Source organism: Amycolatopsis australiensis (assembly GCF_900119165.1).
Lineage (GTDB): Bacteria > Actinomycetota > Actinomycetes > Mycobacteriales > Pseudonocardiaceae > Amycolatopsis > Amycolatopsis australiensis.
In genome coordinates this window covers 2,175,020-2,197,295 of record NZ_FPJG01000006.1, presented here as the reverse complement: position 1 = coordinate 2,197,295, position 22,276 = coordinate 2,175,020, and the positions used below count along the sequence as shown (strand labels likewise).

Genomic DNA, 22,276 nt, shown 5'->3' with positions numbered 1-22,276 from the left:
TCGGGCAGATCATTGCTCATTGCGGGCGCCACTGGCCTCGCCGTGATCGGCGTCGTGACCGGTGTCGTGGTCGCGCACGGAGCAACGCAAGCCGCCGGTGATCAGCCGTCGCTCGGTCTCGCCGCCGCGCGGAGCGAGCGCCACCGACGACGTCCAGCTCATCAGCGGCGACGGGCACATCGTCTACGCGACCTGCCCGGCGGGACAGGACACCATCGGTCTCATCCAGATCACGACGTCGGAGCACGTCGGCCCGCGCACAACGGGAAGGTCTGCTTCCGCGTCCTCGCCGCGAGCGGCCGGCTTGACAGCGAAAAATGGCCCACCTCCGACGTCGGAGGTGGGCCGTTCCGGCGAAACCTACTTCAGGTACTGCGCCCCGCGGGTCACCGCCGCAAACGCGTCGACCGCGCCGTGGCCGTAGAAGCCGTTGAACGACGGGTCACCTTCACAAGTCGCCGTGAACGTCGCGTCGCGGCCCTCCTTCAGGTAGTCCACCGTTCGCGGTACCGGGCAGGCGATCTTCGCCGCCGTGCCCTCGAGGACTCGCTGGACCTTGTCCGGGTCCATGCCGAACTCGCCGTGGGACTTCTTGCCGTACTGGGAGATGATCAGCGCCACCACGCCCGTCGCGTGCGGGGTGGCCATCGACGTTCCCTGCAGCCACTGGTAGTAGCCGACTCGGCCGTCCGGAGCCGTGGCCTTCTGGACACCCGCCGCGATGCCCGCCGGTGTCAGGTTGCCCGCCTCGTCGATGTTGCCGTCCGCGATGCCCACGTTCTTCGGGTACGTCGACAGGATCTCGTTCTGCACCGTGCGGTACCACGGCGTGCCGAAGCCGTCGCGGAAGAAGCCGCCCGGCGCCGAGACCGAGATCTGTTCCGTGCCGTAGTTCGAGTAGTCCGCCTTCTTCTGCGACGGCCCGAACGAGCTGACGCCGATCGTGTGGTTGCCCTCGACCGGCAGGTTGAGGCACGACGTGTTGTCGATCGTGCGCGGGTGCGTCGTGTTGGCCGGGTAGTCCGGGCTCGTCGTGTCCGGCTGCGGCGCGCCCAGGTCGGTGTGCTGGTTGCCCAGCGCGACCACCATCGTGACGCCCTTGCGGTGCGCGTAGTTCAGCGCCCGCTGCGTCGCCTCGATGATCGTGCGCTGCTCGGCCTGCTCGGCGGGCGAGTCCGCCGGGTTGGCCGTGCAGTTGTACAACCACGGGTCCGTGTAGAAGCTCATGTTGACCACGTCGATGCCCGCGTCGCCGGCGTAGGTCAGCGCGTCGACCGTCGGCTGCAGGAAGAAGTAGCCCGAATCCTGGCCGGCGCGGATGTTCACCAGCGTCACGTTCGGCGCGACACCGGAGACGCCGAAGCCGTTGGCCGCCGCCGCGATGGTGCCGGCGACGTGCGTGCCGTGGCCGCCGTCGTCGTGGTTGACCGGGTCGACGCAGCCGCGGAACTCGCACGGCCCGTCGACCTCGACGCCGTTGACGTCGTACGGGATGTCCTTGACGAAGTTGCGCGAGTCGGCCTCGTCGAAGTTCGGCGCGATGTCCGGGTGGGTGCCGTCGATGCCGGTGTCGATGACGCCGACCTTGACCTGCTTGCTGCCCGCCTGCTTGGTGCGCGAGAGGTCCGAGCGCACGGACTTCAGGCCCCAGAGCTGGTCGTCCAGCGGGTCCATCCCGGCGGCGGCCTTCTGCGCCGGAGACGCGGCGCCACGGCCTTCCTTCTCGACGCCCGCGTCGCCCTTGGCCTTCTTGCCGTTCTTCGGCAGCGAGCCGATGACCTGGGCCTTGGCCGCGCCGAACACGGCCCGGTCCGCCGTGACGCGCTCGGTGAACCCGCCGGCCGGGGCGCTGGCCTTGATCAGGCCGACGGCGGTGTTGGTCTCCAGCACCGTGCCGCCCGCGGCCTTGACGGCCTGCTGGGCGGCGGCGATGCTCTGGGTGTCCTTGGCGAGCACGGTGAACTCGGTCGCCGGACCGGACAGCGCGGGCTGCGCCGACGCGACCGGGACCGCGACGGCCGAGAGCGCCCCGAACAGCGGGACGGCCATGGCCGCGGCCAGAAGCCTGGGTCTCTTCACGATTCTCCTCCTCGGGAAAGCGGTTCCTGCACCGTATAGACCGGACAATGCGCGTACAACGGCTAAAAGTACGTTATGGAACAACCGACTTCTGCTCGGCGAAGTGACAAGCTGACGGATGGCCGTCCGTCCTCGGCACCAGCTCCGGGACCTCCGCCGCGCACTTGTCCTGTGCCTTCCAGCACCGCGTGCGGAACCGGCACCCGGACGGCGGGTCCAGCGGGCTCGGGACGTCGCCGGTCAGCCGGATCACCTGGCGCTGCCCGCGCACCGACGGGTCCGCCACCGGCACCGCGGACAGCAGCGCCTGGGTGTACGGGTGCGACGGCCGTTCGTAGATCTCCTCGTCCGTCCCGATCTCGACGATCTTGCCCAGGTACATCACCGCGACGCGGTTCGACAGGTGCCGCACCACGGACAGGTCGTGCGCGATGAACACGTACGACAGCCCGAACTCGGCCTGGAGCTCGCCGAGCAGGTTCATCACCTGCGCCTGGATCGAGACGTCCAACGCGGACACCGGCTCGTCGCAGATGATCACCTTGGGCCGCAGCGCGAGGGCGCGGGCGATGCCGATGCGCTGGCGCTGCCCGCCGGAGAACTGGTGCGGGTAGCGGTTGATGTGCTCGGGGTTGAGCCCGACGACGTCGAGCAGCTCGCGCACCTTCGCCGCCCGCGAGCCCTTCGGCGCCACGTCCGGGTGGATTTCGAACGGCTCGCCGACGATGTCGCCGACGGTCATCCGCGGGTTGAGCGAGGTGTACGGGTCCTGCAGCACGATCTGGATTTCGCGCCGCAGCTTCCGCAGCTCGTTGCCGCGCAAAGAGAAGATGTCGCGGCCTTCGAACTTCGCCGTCCCGCTCGTCGGCTCTTCGAGGCGCATCAGGACCTGGGCCAAAGTGGACTTGCCGCAGCCGGACTCGCCGACGATGCCGAGCGTCTCGCCCGGCAGCAGGTCGAACGAGACGCCGTCGACCGCCTTGACCTGGCCGATGGTGCGCTTGAAGAGAATGCCGGTGCGGACCGGGAAGTACTTCTTGAGGCCGGTGACCGAGAGAATGGGATCAGGCACGCGAGCTCACCACCTCTTCGGCGAAGTGGCACGCGCTGGTCCGGCCGAAGCCGATCGCGTGCTGCGGCGGAACCTCTTCGGAACAGCGCGCTTCGGCCCGCTTGCACCGCGGGTGGAACGGACAGCCCGGCGGGATGTCCAGCAGGCTCGGTGGCAGGCCCTTGATCGTCTCCAGTGTCTGTCCTTTGAGGTCCAGCCGCGGCAGCGAGTCCATCAGCGCGGCGGTGTAGGGGTGGGCGGGCGCGCGGAACAGCTCGACGACGTCGGCCTGTTCGACGATCCGGCCCGCGTACATCACCGCGATCCGGTCGGCGACTTCGGCGACGACGCCCAGGTCGTGCGTGATGAGCACGAGCCCCATCTTGCGTTCGGCCTGGATCTCGGCCAGGAGGTCCATGATCTGCGCCTGGACGGTGACGTCGAGCGCGGTGGTCGGCTCGTCGGCGATGAGCAGGTCCGGGTCGAGCGCCAGCGACATCGCGATCATCGCGCGCTGGCGCATCCCGCCGGAGAACTGGTGCGGGTAGTCCTTGATCCGCCGCTCGGCCGCCGGGATGCGCACGATGTCGAGCAGCTCGATCGCCCGCCTGCGCGCGTCCTTTTTGGACATGCCGAGCCGCACCCGCAGCTGTTCCTCGATCTGGAAGCCCACGGTGAACACCGGATTCAGCGCGGACAGCGCGTCCTGGAAGATCATCGCGATCTCGCTGCCGCGGACTTCGCGACGGCGTTCGTCGGACGCGGTCAGCAGGTCCTCGCCACGCCAGCGGACAGCGCCGGCGGTGATCACGCCCGGTGGCGTGTCGAGGATGCCCATCACCGTCTGCGCGGTGACGCTCTTCCCGGAACCGGACTCGCCGAGCACGGCCAGGGTTTCGCCCGCGTGCACCGAGTAGCCGACACCGTTGAGCACGTTGGCCACGCCGTCGGACGTCCGGAACTCGACGTGCAGGTCCGCTACTTCGAGCAGGAGTTCGTTGTCGGACAAGAGGATCTACCTCGACTTCGGATCGAGCGCGTCGCGGATGCCGTCGCCCAGCATCACGAAGGCCAGCACGGTCAGGGTGACGAAGGCGCCGGGGAACAGCAGCATGTGCGGGTCGTTGCGGAAGTAGTCCCGCGAGTCGCTGATCATCACGCCCCACGAGATCACCGGCGGCCGCACGCCGATGCCCAGGTAGGCCAGCGTCGCTTCGGCGCCGATGAACGCGCCGAGCGCGATGGTGGCGTACACGAGCACCGGCGCGATCGTGTTCGGCAGCAGGTGGCGGAAGATGATCCGCGGCGTGCTCGCGCCGAGGCCACGCGCGGCCTTGACGTAGTCGAGCTGCTTGGCCACCAGCGTCGCCGACCGCATGATGCGCATGGCGACCGGCCAGCTCAGCACCGCGATCGAGCACACGACCTGGACGATGATGGTGACCGCGCCGGGGTTCGAGCCGGGCGCGTTGAACGTCGTCAGGATGACGATCGCGCCGAGCACGAACGGCAGCCCGGCGAAGATGTCACCGAAGCGCGACAGCACGCTGTCGACGAACCGGCCGTAGTAGCCGGCGAGGATGCCGACCACCGACCCGATCAGCACGGTCAGCACCGTCGAGAACACGCCGACCAGCACCGACGCGCGGGTGCCGTAGATGGTGCGGGCGTAGACGTCCTGGCCCTGGTTGTCGTAGCCGAACCAGGCGTCCGCGGACGGGCCTTCGTTGGCGTGCGCGAGGTCGCTGAACCCCGCGTCGCGCGAGCTGAACAGCCCGGGTGCGATCGCGATCAGCACGATCAGCAGGATGATCACGGCGGAGGCGACGAACGCCGGCTTGCGCCGCAGCTGGCGCCAGGCGTCGTTCCACAGGCTTCGGGGCTTGTGCGGGCCGGTGGCGGAGTCGTCGACGCGGCTCAGCTCGGCCGCGTCGGCTCCGCCGCCGCCCACCAGGTTCGGGTCAGTCATAGCGGATCCTCGGGTCGAGAACGGCGTAGAGCAGGTCGACGATCAGGCTCATCAGCAGGTACACCAGCACCAGCAGGACGACCACGCCGACGACGGTCGCGCTCTCCCGGTTCTGGATGCCGCGGAAGATGAGGCCGCCCAGGCCGTTGATGTTGAACACGCCTTCGGTGACGATCGCGCCGCCCATCAGCGCGCCGAGGTCGGTGCCCAGGAACGTGAGCACCGGGATCACCGAATTGCGCAGCAGGTGCACCAGCACCACCCGGCTCTGCGGCTGGCCCTTCGCGATCGCCGTCCGGACGTAGTCGGCGCGGCGGTTTTCGGCGATGCTCGTCCGTGCCAGCCGGGCCACGTAGGCCATGGACAGGCTGCCGAGCGCGATGCCGGGCACGATCAGCTCGCCGACGCTCGGGTTGTCCGACACGCTCGCCTCGATCAGGCCGAGGCCGTTGCCGCCCAGCGCGAGCTGCAGCACGATCGCGGTGACGAACACCGGCAGCGAGATCAGGAACGTGGTCGACACCAGCACGAGGTTGTCGAGGAAACCCCTGCCGCGCAGGCCGGTCAGCACGCCGGCGGTGAGCCCGATGAGGGCCTCGATGACCACCGCGATCACGGCCAGGCGCAGGGTGATCGGGTACGACGTCGCGATCAGCTCGCCGACGGACGTGCCGTTGAAGGTCTCGCCCCAGTCGCCGGTGAACAGGCTCCCGAGGTACTTGACGTACTGCACGAAGATGTTGTCGTTCAGGTGGAACTTCTCGGTCATCTGGGCGATGTAGGCCGGCGGGCAGGCGGTCTGCCCGCACTTGCCGGAAAAGGGGTCGCCGGGCACGGCCCAGACCAGGACGTAGATGAGGAACGTGGTGCCGAAGAAGACGGGGATCAGCTGGAGCAGCCGTCGCAGGACATACCGGGTCATCGCGAGTTCCTAGTGCGCGCCGGCCGTCGTGAGTGAGAACAGTGTTTCTCACTCACGACGGCGTGGTGGTCGGGACGGCAGCGTTACTTCTTCAGGACCTCGATGGCCGGGTAGTCCGGCATGCGCCGGAAGTCCAGCGCCGCGGACTTGAGGTTCTTCGACTTCGCCGCGACGCCCTTCTCGCTCCACACCGGGATCGAGGGCAGGTCCTTGGCGACCAGGTCCTCGGCCTGCTGGTACAGCTTGACCGCCGCGTCCTTGTCGGCGGTGGCGTCCGCCCGCGCGAGGATCGCGTCGACCTGCGGGTTCGAGTAGCTGGAGTCGTTCGACGACCCGCCCGTCTTGTAGATCGGGTTGAGGAAGTCCTCGATGGACGGGTAGTCGGCGGACCAGTCCGAGCGGCCCATGCCGGTCAGCTTCTTGCCGGTGACGATGCTGCGCCACTGGCCGAAGTCGGTCGCCGGCACGAAGTCGCACTCGACGCCGAGGGTGTTCTTGATGCTGTTGCACGCCGCGACCAGCGGTTCCTTGCGGCCACCGTCCGCATTGGACGCGATGGTCAGCTTGCCCGTGAAACCGGACTTGGCGAAGGCTTCCTTGGCCGCCGCCGGGTCGAACTTGCAGAACTGGCAGACGCCGGGACGCGCGCCCGGGATGCCGGGCGCGATGTAGCCGTCCGCGGGCACGTAGGTGTCGTTCATGACGGTCTTGGTGATCTGCGCCCGGTCGATCGCCATCGAGATCGCCTTGCGCAGCTCGAGGTTGTTGCCGTAGCCGGGCACGTAGTACGGCACGGCGATGGTGCTGATCTCGAGCAGGTGCCCGGTGACGAGCCGGTCGCCGAGGTCGTTCTTGTACTTGCCGCCCGCGACCGCCGACGGCGGCAGCGCCTCCATGAAGTCGAGCCGCCCGCTCAGCAGGTCCTGGTAGGCGGTTTCCTGGCTGGCGTAGATCTTGATGTCGAGGTTCTTGAAGTGGACCTTGTCGTCGCCCTTGTAGTCGTCGAAGCGGGTGAGCTTGATGTCCTGGTTCGGCGTCCGCGAGACGAACTTCAGCGGGCCGTTGCCGATCGGGTGCTGCTCGAAGCCCTTGGGGTCCTTGAAGAAGGAGTCGGGCAGCGGCGCGAAGGCCTGGTAGCCGACCTTGATGTCGAACACCGAGAACGGCGCGTTCAGCGTCACCTGGAACTCGTAGTCGTTCTTCTGGACGAGACCGGACATCTTGTCGGTCGCCGGCTTCGCGTTCTTGTCTTCGGGGTGGACGTCGGCGTAGCCCTGGATGTTGGAGAAGAAGTCGGTGTTGAGCTGGCCGTTCGGCGCGTAGGCGCCGTAGTTCCAGGCGTCGATGAAGTTGTGCGCCTTCACCTCGGTGCCGTCGTGGAACTTCCAGCCCTGCTTGATCTTGATGTCGTAGACCTTGGAGTCGGTGGTGGTGATCGACTCGGCCATCAGGTTGAACGGCTTGGCGTCCGCGCCCTTGAACCCGACGAGCGTGGCGAACATCGGCTGGATCGCCTTGGTGCCGCCGAGGTCGTTGATGTTGGTCGGGACCAGCGCGTTCTGCGGTTCGGTGCCGTAGACGCTGACCGTGCCGTCCGGGTCCGTCTCGCCGGCGCCCGGGGAGCTGCCCGACCCGCCACCGCACGCGGCGAGCACGAGCGCCAGCGAGGTCATCACCACCGTGGGTCCCCAGAGCCTGCGCGAACGACGCATGATCCCCTCCAAATCCGGTGTGTCCGAAAGGTGAGACGCACGCTATCGGGGGCGGTGAAGCTGATCACAGGACTGCGCGTTGCAAATGTGTGACGACCGTCGGGACCACCTGGTTGGAGCACAACCAACGTAGGAATCCGGATACTCCGGACGGCCTAGCGCCGACCGTTGGTCATCACGTGCTCACCGTGGGTTTCCCTTGCCGCACAAGCTTTTTGGGGTGGCCGAACGGTCGGTCAGGCCAGTGACAGGGCGATGCCGTCGAGGATGTCGTGCTCGGACACGACCAGCTCCGTCGGGCCGCCGCGGGCGGCCAGCTGCTCGGCGAGGGTCTGGACCACCACCGCGCCGCCGCCGATCACGTCCACCCGGCCCGGGTGGATCACCGGGTTCGCCGCGCGGGTCGCGTGGTCGCTCTGCAGGAGCTCCGTCGCCAGCCGGTCGATGTCCGCCGGGCTCAGCTTCGACAGGTGCACCCGGTCGCTGTCGTACTCCGGCAGCCCCAGCGCGATCGCCGACAGCGTCGTCACCGTTCCGGCGACGCCCACCCACGTGCGTGCGCGGGCCACGTCGACCACGTCGAACGCCTCGGTGAGCACCTTGCCGGCCAGGTCGCGGGCGGCGGCGATCTCCTCGGCGGCCGGCGGGTCGCTCTTCAGCGCGCGTTCGGTGATCCGGACGCAGCCGATGTCGACGGACTTCGCGGCCAGCACCTCGGCCTGCCGCCCGTCCCAGGTGCCGAGGACCAGCTCGGTCGAGCCGCCGCCGACGTCGGCCACCACGAACGGGCCGTCGTCCGGGTCCTGCTCCCCGACCGCGCCGGTGAAGGACAGGCGGGCTTCCTCGTCGCCGCTGATCACCTCGGCCTCGACGCCGAGCGTCTCGCGTGTCATGCGGAAGAACTCGTCGCGGTTCTTCGCGTCGCGCGTGGCGGAGGTGGCGACCATCCGCACCTTCTCGACGCCCTTGCGCCGCGCGGCGACCGTGTAGTCGGCGAGCGCGGCGCGGGTGCGTTCGATCGCCTCGGGCGCCAGCCTGCCGGTCGCGTCGACGCCCTGGCCGAGCCGGACGATCCGCATCTCGCGGTGCAGGTCGCGCAGGTCGACCGTGCCGTCGTGGCGCGGCGTCAGCTCGGCGACGAGCAGGCGGATGGAGTTGGTCCCACAGTCGATCGCGGCAACACGAGGCATGCGATCACCCTAGCTGGCCGGTGTGGCCGCCCCGACGGTCGTGGTCGTGGTGGTCGCCGACACCGAGGTGACCGTCTCCCCGCAGGTCGGCTCGGGCGGGGCCGGCTTCGGCGGCGTGGTCGTGGTGGTCGGCGAGGTCGTCGTCGTCGGAGTGGTCACCGTGCTGATCTCCGTCGTCTGGATGACCTTCGTGGTCGGCGACGCGCACGTCGAGGCGGTCGACGTCGGCGTCGGCGGGGCCGAGGTCTCCGGTGTGGTCGGCGGCGGCGCGGACAGCGTGGTCGACGGCACCGGCGGCGGCGGGATCGCCGGTGCCGGCGGGGCCGCGGCCGCGTTCGGGGCGCCGATCGGGACCGTGCTGTCCGGCACCTGCATGATCCCGTCGCGGTAGGCCTCCGCCCACAGGATCACGGTGTTCACGTACGTGTCGGAGTTGTTGTAGCGGTAGATCGCGCCGCGCAGCTGGTCCGGGTTCGCCAGGTCGAAGCCGCCGGAGCAGAGGTACCGGCCGGTGGCCAGCGCCGCGTCGAAGATGTTGTTGGGGTCGGATCTGCCGTCGCCGTTGCCGTCGGAGGCGTACGCGCGCCAGGTCGCCGGGATGAACTGGGTCGGGCCGACCGCGCGGTCCCAGACCGGGTCCGTGTCGAGCTCGCCGTGGTCGGTGTCCGGGATGGCGGCGAACCCGCCCTGGCCGTTGAGCTGCGGGCCGAGGATCGGCTCGCGGGTGGTCCCGTTCGCGTCGACGTACCCGCCGCGCGCGTGGTTCGACTCGATCCGCCCGATGCTGGCGATCAGCGCCCAGTCGATGTGGCACGCGGGCTGCTCGCGGCCGAGGATGTCCGCGGCGTTCTTGTACGCGGCCAGCGCGGTGGCCGGGATGCCGAGCGGGCCGTCGGGGAGCTCGTAGGCCGGCAGCGGCAGTGGCGTGGGCGTGCCGGGGAGGGTGCCGTCGACGGCGACCTGCTGGATGGCGGCGTGGCGCGGGTCGTAGCCCTGGCCGAGCGCGGCGTCCCGGGTGTGGTCGCCGCCGCCGAGCCAGCCGAGGGTCGCGCCGCCCGCGAGCAGCGCCGGGATCACCGCGAAGATGCCGGTGAGCAGGGGGAACGCCGTGCGGTGGCGGATCCGGAACCTCCGGGTGTGGCTCCCGACTGCGTCAGGCAGCCGCCGCACACGCATCGCTCGAAGCCCTCCTGGCCGGATCGGTCGTCCGCTCTCGGGTGCCTAGCCTGCCGTACCCGAGCCGAGGTTTCACCCCGTCGAGGCGCTCGAACGGGGTTTTCGCTCACCCAGACCAGTTATCTCTTGACGCGCTGCGAGCGTTACGCGGCACAGTCTCCCGTGGGCCACCCGTTGGCCTTAATGAGTGCCAGGGTCTCGTCACCGAACGGGTTCACGCCGGGACCGACGGCCAGGGTGTGCGCGAGGTGGACGTGCAGGCACTTGACCCGCCCGGGCATGCCGCCGGCGGTGACCTGGTGCCCGAGCGGCTCGATGGCGTCGCGCTCGGCGAGGTAGGTCTCGTGGCAGCGCTGGTACTGCGCGGCCAGCTCCGGATCGGTGCTCAGCCGGTCGGTCATCTCCTTCATGATCCCGGACGCTTCGAGCGTGCCGACCATGGAAGCGAGCTTCGGGCAGGTGAGGTAGTAGAGGGTGGGGAACGGCGTGCCGTTCTCCAGCCGCGGGCTGGTCTGCACCACGGAGGGGTGCCCGCTCGGGCACCGCGCGGCGACGGCCCGCAGCGCCCGCGGCGGCCGCCCGAGCTGCTCCGCGATGATCGCGCGGTCGGCGTCGGTGACGGGCTCGAACCGGTGCTGCTGCGTGCTGTTCACGCGGTCAAGGCTAATGCGTGCGGCTCACGACACGGCCCGCGCCCCAAGCGCCCCAATGTGGCCTTCGGTGCGTGAGACGCAACCAAGGGGCCCTTCGGTGCGTGTCACGCACCGAAGGGCCCCTTGGGGCGCTCGGGCTCAGCCGCCGGAGACCTGGTTCCAGAGGTTCTCGTACCAGGAGCCCGGCTGGGCCGGCTGCTGTCCCTGCTGCGGGACCGCGTCCGGGGCCTTGTCCTCGGGCAGCTGGACGATGTACGGCGTCTCGCCCGGCTTGACGTAGCGCAGCCGGCGCCGGGCCTCCGCCTCGATCTGCGCCGGGTCGCTCAGCTCCGCCTTGCGGCCCTGAAGCTGGGCGACCGTCTGCTGCAGCTGGGCCTGCTGCGCCTGCTGTTCGCGGATCTCGGTGCGCTGGGCGAGGTAGGTGCGCAGGGGCACGGCGATGGTGAACGCCAGCGCGCACACCACGATCGCCACCACCGCCGCGCGGCGGGTGGTGGACATGCCCAGCACCTTCGCCGCGCCGGACGCGCGCTTCGCCGCCAGGCTCCGGCGCAGCCGGGCCCTGGTCGTCTCCACGTCGCCGGTGCGGCGCCGCGCCGCCTCGGGGCGGCGGGCCGGCGCGGGCCGGTTGGCCCGCGAAGCCCCGCCGCCGCCTCGGCGGTTGCGCGTCCTCCCCCGGTCCGCCACGGGTCTCAGCCCTCGGCGCTGAACCGCGGGAAGGCCAGCTCGCCGGCGTACCGGGCCGCGTCGCCGAGGGTCTCCTCGATGCGCAGCAGCTGGTTGTACTTGGCGATCCGCTCGCCGCGGGCCGGGGCGCCGGTCTTGATCTGGCCGACGCCGGTGGCGACCGCCAGGTCCGCGATGAACGTGTCCTCGGTCTCGCCGGAGCGGTGGCTCATCATCGACTTGTAGCCGAACGACGTGGCCAGCGAGATCGCGTCGAGCGTCTCCGACAGCGTGCCGATCTGGTTGACCTTCACCAGCAGCGCGTTGGCGGCGCGGCGGGTGATGCCCTCCTCGAGCCGGTCCGGGTTGGTGACGAACAGGTCGTCGCCGACGATCTGGACCTTGTCGCCGATCTCGGCGGTCAGGGTGACCCAGCCGTCCCAGTCGTCCTCGCTCAGCGGGTCCTCGATGGACACGAGCGGGTAGTTCGCCAGCAGCTCGCCGTAGTAGCCGGACATCTGCTCGGCGCTGCGCTTGGTGCCTTCGAAGGTGTACGCGCCGTCGCCGAAGAACTCGGTCGCGGCGACGTCGAGGGCCAGCGCGACGTCGCGGCCCGGCGTGTACCCGGCCTTCTCGATGGCCTGGACGATCAGGTCGAGGGCCTCGCGGTTGTTGCCGAGGCTGGGCGCGAAGCCGCCCTCGTCGCCGAGGCCGGTGGCCAGGCCGCGGCCCTTCAGCACCGACTTCAGCGAGTGGTAGACCTCGGTGCCCCAGCGCAGGGCCTCGCGGAAGGTCTCCGCGCCGATCGGCGCGATCATGAACTCCTGGATGTCGACGTCGGTGTCCGCGTGCGCGCCGCCGTTGAGGATGTTCAGCATGGGCACCGGCAGGACGTGCGCGTTCGGGCCGCCCAGGTAGCGGAACAGCTCCAGCTCGGCCGACTCGGCGGCGGCCTTCGCGACGGCCAGCGAGACGCCGAGGATGGCGTTCGCGCCGAGGCGGGACTTCGCCGGCGTGCCGTCGAGGTCGACCAGCTTCTGGTCGACGATCCGCTGGTCGACGGCCTCGATGCCGACCATCTCCGGGCCGATCTCGTCGAGCACCGCGGCGACCGCGCGCTCGACGCCCTTGCCGTTGTAGCGGCCGGTGTCGCCGTCCCGCAGCTCGACCGCCTCGTGCTCACCGGTCGACGCGCCCGACGGGACCGCGGCCCGCGCCAGGGTGCCGTCGTCGAGAGCCACCTCCACCTCGACCGTCGGGTTGCCACGCGAGTCCAGAATCTCGCGCGCGCCTACCTGCTCGATGAGAGCCACGCCATGCTCCTCAGTGCGTCGTGCCTGCGGTGACGCGCCCAGCCTAGCCGTCGCGGCAGTTCACCCGTTGGAGGACTCACCGCCCGCGCGGACGGCCTGCCAGCCCGGCGGCAGCTCGACGGTCTCGGACGTCTGCTGCCAGAACGTCCAGCTGTTGCCACCGAGGTCGGCGACGGTGAAGACGCGGGCACCGTAGGGCTGGTCCTGCGGCGGCTCCAGCTCGCACTCGTCGCCGAGGGCGGCTTCGATCCGCGCGTAGACCTCGTCGACGTCGTCGACGTAGAGGATGTTGAGCTGGCCGACCGGCCCGTCGACGCCCTTCGCCTGCCAGTAGTCCGCCCCGACACCGGCGATCTGGATCCGCGCGTCGCCCGCGCGCAGCGTCGCCTGGAAGACCTCGCCGGCGCCGTCGCAGAACCGGACCTCCTCGGTGAAGCCGAAGACCCTGGTCAGCCAGGCGAGCGCGGCCGTGGCGTCGGAGTAGTACAGGTAGGGCGCCAGGCCCCGGTACGGGCTGCTCATGGCGGCACAGTCCATCACGTCCCGTTCGGCGGCGTGTGCAAGCCCCTCCCCCGGGGTAACGTGGGAGTGACCATGACGGATGCCGCAGCTGCTTCGCAGCCTCCCGAGGAGTCGCGGTTCCATGCCTTCCGTCAGGCCGAGGATCTGGTCGGCCGCCGCCGCCCGCTGGACGCGCTGAAGGCGTTGCAGCCGTTGCTGGAGTCCGAAACGGACAAGCCATCGGTGCACCTGCTGGCGGGCCGCGCGTATTTCCACTCCGCACAGTTGCGCCGCGCGGAGGCGGCCTTCACCCGGGTGCTGGAACTGGACCCGACCGACCACTACGCACGGTTCATCCTGGGCCGGACGCTGCAGCGGCTGGGGCGGTTCGTCGAGGCGCTGGCCCAGATGCGGATGGCGTCGGCGATGAACCCGGTGCCGGAGTACCTCGAGGCGATCAGCGAGGTCAAGGCCCACATCGCGCTCCGCGAACCCTGACCCGCCGGGCCGGACGGCCCTGCCCGTCTCGGTCTTTCGGCCGAGGAAAGCAGGCCCCTCGGCCGATCCGCCGGCCCCGGGTCGCGAGCGAAGCTGGTTCCGGACCGAAATCAGGGAGGAACCGGAAATGTCGATCTTCGCCACGCTGGGCGCGTACGCCGGGTTGCTGCTGCTGGTGCTGATGGCCGTCACACCGCTGTTCGCCGACCGGGAACTCTGACTCACGGCGCGACGCTGGCCTCCGCGTAGGCGTCCGCCGCGCTGAACACGTCCTGCCCGTACGTCACTGCCGCGTTGTAGAACAGCATCGCGCGCCACCATCCCGCCGGGGTGCCCAGGTCGTCGCCGCCCGAGCACAGGTAGCGCGCTGCCGTGAAGGCCGCGTCGTCGATGTTCTGCGGGTCCGGGGCGCCGCCGTCGCCGTTCGCGCGCTCCTGGTACTTCTTCCACGTCGACGGCAGGAACTGCATCGGGCCGATCGCGTGGTCCCACGACTTGTCGCCGTCGAGCTTGCCGCCGTCGGTGTCGTGCACCGCCGGTACTCCCGGCGAGCCGTCCAGCGGCGGGCCGACCACCGGCTTCGCCAGGCGGCCGTTCGCGCCGATCGCCGACAGGTCGAACTCGCCGCGTTCGGTCTCGACGCGGCCGATGCCCGCGAGCGTCGCCCACGACAGGTGGCACGTCGGCTTCTGGCGCTGCATCCACATCTCCGCCCGGCCGTACGCGGCCAGCGCGCGCGGCGGGATGTGCGTCTTGCCCGCGACGCGAGCCGCCCACGCGTCCAGCTCCGCCCGGTCCGAGACGGCCGGCCGGTCGACCGGCGCGGCGAGCCCCGCGCGGGGCGCTTCGGCGCCCGGCTGCGGCCGCTGCTGCGGGATGGCCAGCGCCGGCTGGACCGGCGGCGACGCGGTGGGCGTCTCCGGGTTCCGGATACCGATCGTGACGACGAGGATCACCGCCGTGAGCACTAGCCCCAGGGCGAGGGCCACCCGGCCGAGGTACCGCCTCGGCGGACCCGAGGGCGAGCGCGGCGGCGTGACGGTCGGCTCAGCGGTATCGGCCACCCGATCAGGTTACGGCCGCACTCAAGAGGGACCCCGATCAGGCAAGCGGACGGTAAATCCAGGCCGACTGCCAGCGAAGTCACAGATTTCGTTATCGAGTCGACGCGCGGGCCCCTGACCTGCGGTTACCCTAACCTAACTTCACGGCCATGCCGGATTTGCCCGGTTCCGGCGTAACTCCCGGACGTACTCCCACTGGACTTACAGGTGAGCCTTACCTAAAACCATCACGGAAGCAGCTGAACCTAGGAGGCGGACCGGTGTTGTTCTCGAGCGCGCTGATCGGGCTGCGCGAAGGCCTGGAAGCCGCGCTGGTCGTCAGCATCCTGGTCGCGTTCCTCGTCAAGACCGAGCGGCGGCACGCGCTGCGCTGGGTGTGGCCCGGCGTGGGCGCCGCGGTCCTGCTCTCGATCGCCGTGGGCGCGATCCTGACCTACACGACCGCGCAGCTGTCGTTCGAGCACCAGGAGCTGCTCGGCGGGAGCCTGTCGATCGTCGCCGTCGTCTTCGTCACCGCGATGATCTTCTGGATGCGCAAGGCGTCGAAGAGCATCGCCGCCGAGCTGCGCGGGAAGATGGACGACGCGCTGGACGTCGGCCCGCTGGCCGTGCTGCTGCTGTCGTTCCTGGCCGTCGGGCGCGAGGGCCTGGAGACCGCGGTGTTCTTCTACTCCACCGTCCAGGCCGCGCAGTCGGACACCGTGCAGCCGCTGATCGGCTTCGCCATCGGCATCGCCGCCGCCGTCGTGCTCGCCTGGCTGCTGTACAAGGGCGCAGTCCGGTTCAACCTGGGGAAGTTCTTCACGATCACCGGCGTGCTGCTCGTGTTCGTCGCCGCCGGCGTGCTCGGCTACGGCCTGCACGACCTGCAGGAGGCCGCCTTCCTGCCCGGCATCGGCACGCTGGCGTTCGACGCCTCGGCGACGCTGCCCGAGACGTCCTGGTACGGCGCCCTGCTCAAGGGCATCTTCAACTACTCGCAGCAGACGACCGTGCTGCAGGCCGTCGCGTGGGTCGCCTACGTCGTCATCGTGCTGCCCCTGTTCCTCAAGCCCAGCAAGAAGACCGCGCCGGCGCCCGCCGCCGCGGCCGCCTCGAAGGAGTGACCGTGCGCAAGACCCCCTCGCTGGCCGTGCTGGCCGGCGCCGCCATGCTGGTGACGCTGGCCGCGTGCGACAGCAAGAGCGACCCCGCGGGCGCCGCGGCGGACGGCGGCCCGATCAAGGTCGAGGCGTCCGACACCGCGTGCACGGTCTCCGCCACCACGGCCAACGCCGGCAACCTCACCTTCGAGATCACCAACAAGGGCACCAAGGTCACCGAGTTCTACCTCTACGCCGAGGGCGACCGGATCATGGGCGAGGTCGAGAACATCGCGCCCGGGCTGAACCGGCGGCTCATCGTCGAGGTCGCCGACGCCGGCAAGTACCAGACCGCGTGCAAGCCCGGCATGTCCGGCAACGGCATCCGCGGCGACTTCACCGTCACCGGCGGCGCGCCGAAGCAGGGTGACGCGAACGCGCAGAAGGCGCAGGCGACCAAGAGCTACGCCGACTACATCGCGAACAACACGACCGCGCTGGAGGAGGAGACGGGCAAGTTCGTCGACCTCGTGAAGGCGGGCAAGGTCGACGACGCGAAGGCCGCGTACGCGCGCACCCGCACGTACTACGAACGGATCGAGCCGGTCGCCGAGAAGTTCGGCGAGCTGGACCCGGCCATCGACGTCCGCGAGGCCGACCTCGAGCCGGGGCAGCAGTTCACCGGCTTCCACCGGCTGGAGAAGGACCTGTTCAAGACCGGCCTGCAGGCCGACAGCCCGCAGATCGCCGACAAGCTGCTGAGCGACGTCAAGGAGCTGGTCGCGAAGACGAAGACGCTGCAGCTGACCGCGCTCGACCTCGCCAACGGCGCGAAGGGCCTGCTCGACGAGGTCGCGACCGGCAAGATCACCGGCGAGGAGGAGACCTTCTCGCACACCGACCTGTGGGACTTCCAGGCCAATGTGGACGGCTCGAAGGGTGCGATCACCGCGCTGCGGCCGATCCTGCAGGCGAAGGACCCGGCACTGGTGTCCACTCTGGACACGCAGTTCGCGAACGTGCAGAGCCTGCTCGACAAGCAGCGCGCCGGGGACGGGTTCAAGCTCTACACCGATCTTTCCCAGGACCAGGTCAAGGAGTTCGCCTCGGCCGTGGACGCGCTGGGCGAACCGCTGAGCAAGGTTGCGGAGGTCGTCTCGAAGTGACGTCGACAGAGGGCACGCGCGTCTCGCGGCGGAAGCTCTTCGGCCTGGCCGGCGCGGGCGTCGCGCTGGCCGGGGCCGGGGCCGCCGCCGGCATCGGGATCGACAAGGCCACGAGCGGCAGCGCCGAGGCATCGACGAACACCGTCGACTTCCACGGCGAGCACCAGGCCGGGATCGTCACGCCGACGCAGGCGAACCTGCACTTCGCGGCCCTCGACGTCACGACGAAGGACCGCGAGAAGCTGCGGCAGCTGCTGAAGACGTGGACCGACGCGGCCCGCCGGATGACGACGGGCCAGGAGGTCGTGGCGAACGGCGCCGTCGGCAGCGGCCAGTACGCCCCGCCGCCCGACACCGGCGAGGCGCTCGACCTGCCGCCGTCGAACCTGACGCTCACCATCGGCTTCGGGCCGTCGCTGTTCGACGGCCGGTTCGGCTTTGCGGCCAAGCGGCCGCCGCAGCTGATCGACCTGCCGCTGTTCCCGAAGGACAAGCTCGACCCGGCCCGCAGCGGCGGCGACCTGTGCATCCAGGCCTGCGCGGACGACCCGCAGGTGGCGGTGCACGCGGTCCGCAACCTGGTGCGGCTCGGCTTCGGCGTCACCGAGGTCCGCTGGTCGCAGCTCGGTTTCGGCCGCAGCTCGTCGACGTCGCGGGCGCAGCAGACGCCGCGGAACCTGTTCGGCTTCAAGGACGGCACGAACAACATCAAGTCCGAGGACACCGACATCCTGCGCGACCAGGTGTGGGCCGAGGCCGGCGACGGCCAGGCCTGGATGGCGGGCGGCTCGTACCTGGTGGCGCGCCGGATCCGGATGCACATCGAGACGTGGGACCGCGAAACCCTCGACGGCCAGGAGAAGATCATCGGCCGCACGAAGGGCACCGGCGCCCCGCTGGGCCAGACCGCGGAGTTCGACGAGCTGGACCTCGACGTCGGCGGCGCGGGCGGCGAGAAGGTGATCCCGGCGGACGCGCACGTCCGGCTCGCCTCGCACCAGGCGCTGAACGGCGTCCGGATCCTGCGTCGCGGCTACAACTTCGTCGACGGCTCCGACGGCGTCGGCCACCTGGAGGCCGGGCTGTTCTTCCTGGCGTTCAACCGGGACACGCGCAAGCAGTACGTCCCGATGCAGCAGGTGCTGTCGTCGAAGGACGCGATGATGGAGTACGTCCAGCACACGGGCTCGGCGCACTTCGCGATCCCGCCGGGCGTCTCGCGGACCGGCTACTGGGGCGAGGGCCTCTTCGCCTAGCCGACCTGTTCGGCGGGGTACCGGTCGCGGATCCGGGTGTTGAAGAACCGGCCGTGGCTGGGTGACGCGAGCAGCTCGCGGTGCACGGACTCGGGCACCAGCCGGTACCGGTAGACGCGGCCGTTCCGGAACTCGATCTCCAGCACGTGCTCGGCATGGTCGTAGCCGACCGACGCGATCGTCGAGGAGCTGACGGCTTGCCGGCGCATGCCGCCATTGTTCCCGGCTGCGCGGGCACGTCAACGCCGCCGCAGGTGCGCGAGCAGGAGGTTCGAGTCGTTCCCGGTGAGGTTGGCGCCGTTGGTGACGTAGACCCGGCTGCCCCGGACGGCGACGGCCGTGGTTCCTTGCAGACCGTCGAGCAGGGTCTCGTGGCCGCCGTCCGCGTCGACCCGCACGAGCTTGCCGGCCTGGTTGATCGCGGCGAGGATCTCGGCGCCCCGGCCGGTGAAGTCGAAGTCGTCGATGCCCGCCAGCCCGGTGGCCCGGACTTCGGCGCGGCCCGAGCCGCCGCCTTCGGTCAGGGGGATGCGGACGATGGTGCCGCGGTCGGAGTTGCTCGCCCACACGGCGCCGCCGTGGAGCTTGAGGCCGTTGGCGCCGAAGAAGGTGCTCGGCGCCAGCGCCGGGTCCGCCGACCACACGGACGCGGCACCGCCGCGCAGCGGGGCCTGCCAGATGCGCCCGCCGGCGGAGTCGCTGACCAGGAAGCGGTCCCGTTCGCCGTCGACGACCAGCGCGTTCGGCATGGTGCTGGCGGGCAGCGGCACGACGAGCCGTGGCCCGCCGGAGTGGCGGATCTGCCAGATCCCGGTCAGCCCGCCCCGCCCGGAGGAGTAGAGGAAGTACAGCGCGCCGCTGTCCGTTCGGGCGACTCCGGTGACGACGGGGATCCCGACGACCGGAGTGGTGCCGCCGCCACCCGGCGGCAGCGGCATGGTGACGAGGACGTGGACATCCCCGGCGGGCGCGACCCGCACCACCTGCCGAGCGGGGATCATGCCGACGACCGCGCCGCCGCCGGGCTCCGGCGCGATGCTCTCGGCGGCTTGACCGGCGGCTCGGTCGAAGCGGGCGAGGACGCGCACGTCAGCGAGGCTGCTGGCGGCAGCGGTGGACGCCGGGAGCGCGGGTCCCAGGGTGCCGGCCCGGTGGCCCGGGGGCGCCGGAGTCTCGGCCAGGGCCACGGTCGGTGCCGGGAGGGCGAGCGCCAAAACCAGCCCGAGCGTGGCGGCGCGCCGTCGCGGCCTGGAGGGTCGGTGACGGGACATGATCTTCCTTTCGGCGGTTCGGGAGCGAGTTTCCGGGCAGGGGCCCGCGCGGGGCTGTCGGTTGCCCGGTGCCGGGCTAGCCGGGGAGGTGCCGGTCCGTCCGCGCGGACGAGGTGAACCGTTCCTCGCCGAGCACGGCCAGCAGCTCCAGCTGCGAGACTGCCGCGCTGCCCGGCGCAGGTGAGTACACGATGAGGCGCTGGTCGGCGCGGTCGGTCGCCACGATGTCGAAGTCCAGCTCGATGAGCCCGACCGCGGGGTGCCGGATGCGCTTGCGGTCGCTGCGGCGGACCGCGACGTCGTGCCGGTCCCACAAGCCGGCGAACTCCGCGCTTTCCGCGCGCAACGCCCCGACCAGCTCGCCCGCCACCGGATCAGCCGGGCGGATCGCGAGGGCCGCCCGCAGGTCGTCCACCTGCGCGCGGCTTTCGTGCTCGTGGTCTTCGGCGGGATAACGCGCGCGCATCCCGGGGTCGGTGAACCACCGGTAAGTGCAGCTGCGGGCCAGACCGCGGAACCGCGTCTGCGGCCCCAGCAGCGCATCCGCCACCGGGTTCTGGGCGAGCACGACGTTCAGGCCGGAGGCGATCAGGGCGGGCAGGCCCGCCAACCCGCCCAGCAGCCGGAGGAGGCCGCGGCTGACGTGCGCGTCGCCACCGAGGCGCGGCGGGGCGTGGTGACCGGCGAGGCGGAAGAGGTGGTCGCGTTCGTCGCTCGTCAGCCGCAGCGCGCGGGCCACCGCGGTGAGCATCGTGACCGACGGGCGGGGGCCGCGTCCCTGCTCGAGCCGCGCGTAGTAGTCCGGCGACATGCCGGCCAGCTCGGCGACCTCGAAGCGGCGGAGTCCCGGTGTCCGGCGCCGTTCGCCGGCCGGGACACCGACGTTCTCCGGTTGCAGCAGCGCACGTCGGCGCCGGAGGAATTCTGCGAGGTCGTTCCGTTCCACATCCCCAGGATGATCTTCGCGCGGCGGGCGGGCCAGGACCCGTCGATACCACCCTCCTTACCTAATAGGTTTAGGAACCTCTATAATGTCTTTAGGAAGGAGGGTGGTCATGGCACGAGCCGGGCTGACGACCGAGCGGCTGGTCCGCGCGGGCGCCGAGCTGGCCGACGAGATCGGCTTCGCGAGCGTGACCCCGTCGGAGCTGGCGCGGCGGTTCGACGTCAAGGTCGCCAGCCTGTATTCCCACGTCAAGAACGCGCACGACCTGCGGACGAGGATCGCGCTGCTGGCACTGGACGAACTCGCCGACCGGGCCGCGGCCGCGCTGGCCGGGCGGGCGGGGCGGGCCGCGCTGGTCGCCTTCGCGGACGTCCATCGCGACTACGCCCGCGAGCATCCCGGCCGCTACGCCGCGGCCCAGCTGCGGCTCGATCCCGAAACCGCGGCGGCGAGCGCCGGCGTGCGGCTCGCCCAGCTGTCGCGCGCGATCCTGCGGGGCTACGACGTGACCGGGCCGGACCAGACGCACGCCGTGCGGCTGCTCGGCAGCTTCTTCCGCGGGTTCGTCGCCCTCGAATCCGACGGCGGCTTCGACCACAGCACCCCCGCGCCGGGCGAAAGCTGGACCCGCCTCCTCGACGTCCTCGACTCCCTGCTCCGAGATTGGCCCCGAACGTGATCACCACCCCGTTGACCGCCGACCTGGTTCGCGGCGCATCGGAACTCGAACCGACCGGACGCGGGCTGGTCCCGCACCGGCTGCCCGCCCGCGCGCGGGCGCAGAACACCGACCCCCGGCTCGCGGTGGCCGAAGCGCAGCCCGCGGGCGTCCGCCTGCGGTTCCGCACGACGGCGAGCGTCATCGAACTGGAGACACTGGCGTCGAAGGTCGAGTACCCGGGCGCGCCGCCACGCCCGGACGGCGTCTACGACCTGGTGGTGGACGGCAAGCTCACCGCGCAGGCGACCGCACCCGCCGGCGTGCGGTTCACACACCTGCCCGGCCACCGCAAGGACGTCGAGATCTGGTTGCCGCACAACGAGCTGACGACGCTGGTGGCGCTGCGGACGGACGCGCCGGTGTTACCGATCCCCGACCGGGGCCGGGTGTGGCTGCACCACGGCAGCTCGATCAGCCAGGGCTCGAACGCACTCAGCCCGGCGACGACGTGGCCCGCGCTGACGGCCGCTTCCGCCGGAGCCGAGCTGGTCAACCTGGGCTTCAGCGGCAACGCGCTGCTCGACCCGTTCACCGCGCGCGCGATGCGCGACACCCCGGCGGACCTGATCAGCGTCGAGCTCGGGATCAACATCGTCAATGCCGACCTGATGCGGCTGCGCGCGTTCGGCCCGGCCGTGCACGGGTTCCTGGACACGATCCGCGAGGGTCATCCGGCGGCGCCGCTGCTGGTCGTCTCGCCGCTGTACTGCCCGATCCACGAGCGGACGCCCGGGCCGGGCGACTTCGACCACGAGGCACCGGCCCGCGGCGAGGTCCGGTTCCGGGCCACCGGCGACCCGGCCGAGGTCGCGGCGGGCAAGCTGACGCTGGAGGTGATCCGGGAGTCGCTGGCCCGGCTCGTGGCGGAGCGGGCGGACTCCGGGCTGCACTACCTGGACGGCCGGGCGCTGTACGGTCCGGCCGACTACGCGGAGCTGCCCCTGCCGGACGAACTGCACCCGGACGCCGCGAGCCACCGCCGCATCGCTTCGCGGTTCACGGAGCTGGCGTTCGGCGGCCCGTTCGCTTGACTTCAAGTT

At 70.7% G+C, this 22,276-nt stretch carries 23 protein-coding genes; 6 read left to right on the top strand and 17 right to left on the bottom strand.

Features of this window, described 5'->3' with window-relative positions:
- Positions 1-9: 9 nt before the first annotated feature.
- The 13 genes from BT341_RS45230 to BT341_RS11770 all read right to left on the bottom strand — a co-directional run bounded on the left by BT341_RS45230 (position 10) and on the right by BT341_RS11770 (position 13,253).
- A complete protein-coding gene (locus BT341_RS45230; protein ID WP_177328788.1) occupies positions 10-162 on the bottom strand; it encodes a hypothetical protein in 153 nt (50 codons plus the stop codon).
- Positions 163-360: 198 nt separating this feature from the next.
- Entirely contained in the window at positions 361-2,049 is a 1,689-nt protein-coding gene (locus BT341_RS11825) for a S8 family serine peptidase (protein WP_072476337.1), read from the bottom strand.
- 103 nt (positions 2,050-2,152) lie between these two features.
- The gene (locus BT341_RS11820; RefSeq protein WP_072476336.1) at positions 2,153-3,151 is read right to left on the bottom strand and encodes an ABC transporter ATP-binding protein; all 999 of its coding nucleotides are present in this window, start codon (positions 3,149-3,151) and stop codon (positions 2,153-2,155) included.
- Positions 3,144-4,139 (bottom strand): ABC transporter ATP-binding protein, encoded by a 996-nt coding sequence (locus tag BT341_RS11815; RefSeq protein WP_072476335.1) that lies wholly within the window; start codon positions 4,137-4,139, stop codon positions 3,144-3,146. The genes BT341_RS11820 and BT341_RS11815 overlap by 8 nt, the downstream gene beginning before the upstream one ends.
- Positions 4,140-4,145: 6 nt before the next feature.
- On the bottom strand, positions 4,146-5,099 hold the full coding sequence (locus BT341_RS11810; protein WP_072476334.1) for an ABC transporter permease: 954 nt from the start codon (positions 5,097-5,099) through the stop codon (positions 4,146-4,148).
- Positions 5,092-6,021 (bottom strand): ABC transporter permease, encoded by a 930-nt coding sequence (locus BT341_RS11805; RefSeq protein ID WP_072476333.1) that lies wholly within the window; start codon positions 6,019-6,021, stop codon positions 5,092-5,094. The genes BT341_RS11810 and BT341_RS11805 overlap by 8 nt, the downstream gene beginning before the upstream one ends.
- A gap of 83 nt (positions 6,022-6,104) precedes the next feature.
- Complete coding sequence (locus tag BT341_RS11800) at positions 6,105-7,733, bottom strand: peptide ABC transporter substrate-binding protein (RefSeq protein ID WP_177328787.1); 1,629 nt, start codon at positions 7,731-7,733, stop codon at positions 6,105-6,107.
- A gap of 236 nt (positions 7,734-7,969) precedes the next feature.
- On the bottom strand, positions 7,970-8,923 hold the full coding sequence (locus BT341_RS11795) for a Ppx/GppA phosphatase family protein (RefSeq protein WP_072476331.1): 954 nt from the start codon (positions 8,921-8,923) through the stop codon (positions 7,970-7,972).
- A 9-nt stretch (positions 8,924-8,932) separates the two neighbouring features.
- Entirely contained in the window at positions 8,933-10,099 is a 1,167-nt protein-coding gene (locus BT341_RS11790) for a lytic transglycosylase domain-containing protein (protein WP_072476330.1), read from the bottom strand.
- 143 nt (positions 10,100-10,242) lie between these two features.
- The gene (locus BT341_RS11785; RefSeq protein ID WP_072476329.1) at positions 10,243-10,752 is read right to left on the bottom strand and encodes a DUF501 domain-containing protein; all 510 of its coding nucleotides are present in this window, start codon (positions 10,750-10,752) and stop codon (positions 10,243-10,245) included.
- Between the two features lie 138 nt (positions 10,753-10,890).
- Complete coding sequence (locus BT341_RS11780; RefSeq protein WP_084743199.1) at positions 10,891-11,253, bottom strand: FtsB family cell division protein; 363 nt, start codon at positions 11,251-11,253, stop codon at positions 10,891-10,893.
- 191 nt (positions 11,254-11,444) lie between these two features.
- Positions 11,445-12,731: a phosphopyruvate hydratase gene (gene eno, locus BT341_RS11775; protein ID WP_072476327.1), complete on the bottom strand. Its 1,287-nt coding sequence runs from the start codon at positions 12,729-12,731 to the stop codon at positions 11,445-11,447.
- 60 nt (positions 12,732-12,791) lie between these two features.
- Positions 12,792-13,253 carry a VOC family protein gene (locus BT341_RS11770; RefSeq protein ID WP_072476326.1) on the bottom strand — a complete coding sequence of 154 codons (462 nt, stop codon included), beginning with the start codon at positions 13,251-13,253 and terminating at the stop codon, positions 12,792-12,794.
- 72 nt (positions 13,254-13,325) lie between these two features.
- Between BT341_RS11770 and BT341_RS11765 the strand changes: the two genes are divergently transcribed.
- A complete protein-coding gene (locus BT341_RS11765) occupies positions 13,326-13,730 on the top strand; it encodes a tetratricopeptide repeat protein (protein ID WP_072476325.1) in 405 nt (134 codons plus the stop codon).
- Positions 13,731-13,951: 221 nt separating this feature from the next.
- On the opposite strand, the gene BT341_RS11760 is transcribed toward BT341_RS11765, so the two are convergent.
- Positions 13,952-14,698 carry a lysozyme family protein gene (locus tag BT341_RS11760; protein ID WP_072476324.1) on the bottom strand — a complete coding sequence of 249 codons (747 nt, stop codon included), beginning with the start codon at positions 14,696-14,698 and terminating at the stop codon, positions 13,952-13,954.
- Positions 14,699-15,054: 356 nt separating this feature from the next.
- Between BT341_RS11760 and efeU the strand changes: the two genes are divergently transcribed.
- From efeU to efeB, 3 genes are read left to right on the top strand one after another with little or no spacing between them, the layout of a single operon-like run.
- Positions 15,055-15,900 carry an iron uptake transporter permease EfeU gene (efeU, locus tag BT341_RS11755; RefSeq protein WP_072476323.1) on the top strand — a complete coding sequence of 282 codons (846 nt, stop codon included), beginning with the start codon at positions 15,055-15,057 and terminating at the stop codon, positions 15,898-15,900.
- A complete protein-coding gene (gene efeO, locus BT341_RS11750) occupies positions 15,897-17,042 on the top strand; it encodes an iron uptake system protein EfeO (RefSeq protein WP_143168531.1) in 1,146 nt (381 codons plus the stop codon). Before efeU ends, efeO begins: the two co-directional genes overlap by 4 nt.
- A complete protein-coding gene (gene efeB / locus BT341_RS11745) occupies positions 17,039-18,298 on the top strand; it encodes an iron uptake transporter deferrochelatase/peroxidase subunit (RefSeq protein ID WP_072476322.1) in 1,260 nt (419 codons plus the stop codon). The genes efeO and efeB overlap by 4 nt, the downstream gene beginning before the upstream one ends.
- On the opposite strand, the gene BT341_RS11740 is transcribed toward efeB, so the two are convergent.
- From BT341_RS11740 to BT341_RS11730, 3 genes are all read right to left on the bottom strand, one after another.
- A complete protein-coding gene (locus BT341_RS11740; RefSeq protein ID WP_072476321.1) occupies positions 18,295-18,507 on the bottom strand; it encodes a KTSC domain-containing protein in 213 nt (70 codons plus the stop codon). The genes efeB and BT341_RS11740 overlap by 4 nt on opposite strands.
- Before the next feature lie 30 nt (positions 18,508-18,537).
- Positions 18,538-19,386, bottom strand: coding sequence for a hypothetical protein (locus tag BT341_RS11735; protein ID WP_143168530.1), 849 nt, complete (start codon positions 19,384-19,386; stop codon positions 18,538-18,540).
- A gap of 259 nt (positions 19,387-19,645) precedes the next feature.
- Positions 19,646-20,515 (bottom strand): helix-turn-helix transcriptional regulator, encoded by an 870-nt coding sequence (locus BT341_RS11730; RefSeq protein WP_072476319.1) that lies wholly within the window; start codon positions 20,513-20,515, stop codon positions 19,646-19,648.
- A 109-nt stretch (positions 20,516-20,624) separates the two neighbouring features.
- Here BT341_RS11730 and BT341_RS11725 point away from each other — a divergent pair, with 109 nt between their 5' ends.
- Together BT341_RS11725 and BT341_RS11720 are read left to right on the top strand one after the other, a co-directional pair.
- Positions 20,625-21,194, top strand: coding sequence for a TetR/AcrR family transcriptional regulator (locus BT341_RS11725; protein WP_072476318.1), 570 nt, complete (start codon positions 20,625-20,627; stop codon positions 21,192-21,194).
- On the top strand, positions 21,191-22,267 hold the full coding sequence (locus tag BT341_RS11720; protein WP_072476317.1) for an SGNH/GDSL hydrolase family protein: 1,077 nt from the start codon (positions 21,191-21,193) through the stop codon (positions 22,265-22,267). The genes BT341_RS11725 and BT341_RS11720 overlap by 4 nt, the downstream gene beginning before the upstream one ends.
- Positions 22,268-22,276: the final 9 nt, after the last annotated feature.

What these genes read in the sequence shown, in the direction of transcription:
- BT341_RS45230 (WP_177328788.1), bottom strand. Translation starts at nt 162, where the DNA reads ATGAGCTGGACGTCGTCGGTGGCGCTCGCTCCGCGCGGCGGCGAGACC.
- BT341_RS11825 (WP_072476337.1), bottom strand. Translation starts at nt 2,049, where the DNA reads ATGGCCGTCCCGCTGTTCGGGGCGCTCTCGGCCGTCGCGGTCCCGGTC.
- BT341_RS11810 (WP_072476334.1), bottom strand. Translation starts at nt 5,099, where the DNA reads ATGACTGACCCGAACCTGGTGGGCGGCGGCGGAGCCGACGCGGCCGAG.
- BT341_RS11805 (WP_072476333.1), bottom strand. Translation starts at nt 6,021, where the DNA reads ATGACCCGGTATGTCCTGCGACGGCTGCTCCAGCTGATCCCCGTCTTC.
- BT341_RS11800 (WP_177328787.1), bottom strand. Translation starts at nt 7,733, where the DNA reads ATGCGTCGTTCGCGCAGGCTCTGGGGACCCACGGTGGTGATGACCTCG.
- BT341_RS11795 (WP_072476331.1), bottom strand. Translation starts at nt 8,923, where the DNA reads ATGCCTCGTGTTGCCGCGATCGACTGTGGGACCAACTCCATCCGCCTG.
- BT341_RS11790 (WP_072476330.1), bottom strand. Translation starts at nt 10,099, where the DNA reads ATGCGTGTGCGGCGGCTGCCTGACGCAGTCGGGAGCCACACCCGGAGG.
- BT341_RS11780 (WP_084743199.1), bottom strand. Translation starts at nt 11,253, where the DNA reads ATGTCCACCACCCGCCGCGCGGCGGTGGTGGCGATCGTGGTGTGCGCG.
- BT341_RS11770 (WP_072476326.1), bottom strand. Translation starts at nt 13,253, where the DNA reads ATGAGCAGCCCGTACCGGGGCCTGGCGCCCTACCTGTACTACTCCGAC.
- BT341_RS11765 (WP_072476325.1), top strand. Translation starts at nt 13,326, where the DNA reads ATGACGGATGCCGCAGCTGCTTCGCAGCCTCCCGAGGAGTCGCGGTTC.
- BT341_RS11740 (WP_072476321.1), bottom strand. Translation starts at nt 18,507, where the DNA reads ATGCGCCGGCAAGCCGTCAGCTCCTCGACGATCGCGTCGGTCGGCTAC.
- BT341_RS11725 (WP_072476318.1), top strand. Translation starts at nt 20,625, where the DNA reads ATGGCACGAGCCGGGCTGACGACCGAGCGGCTGGTCCGCGCGGGCGCC.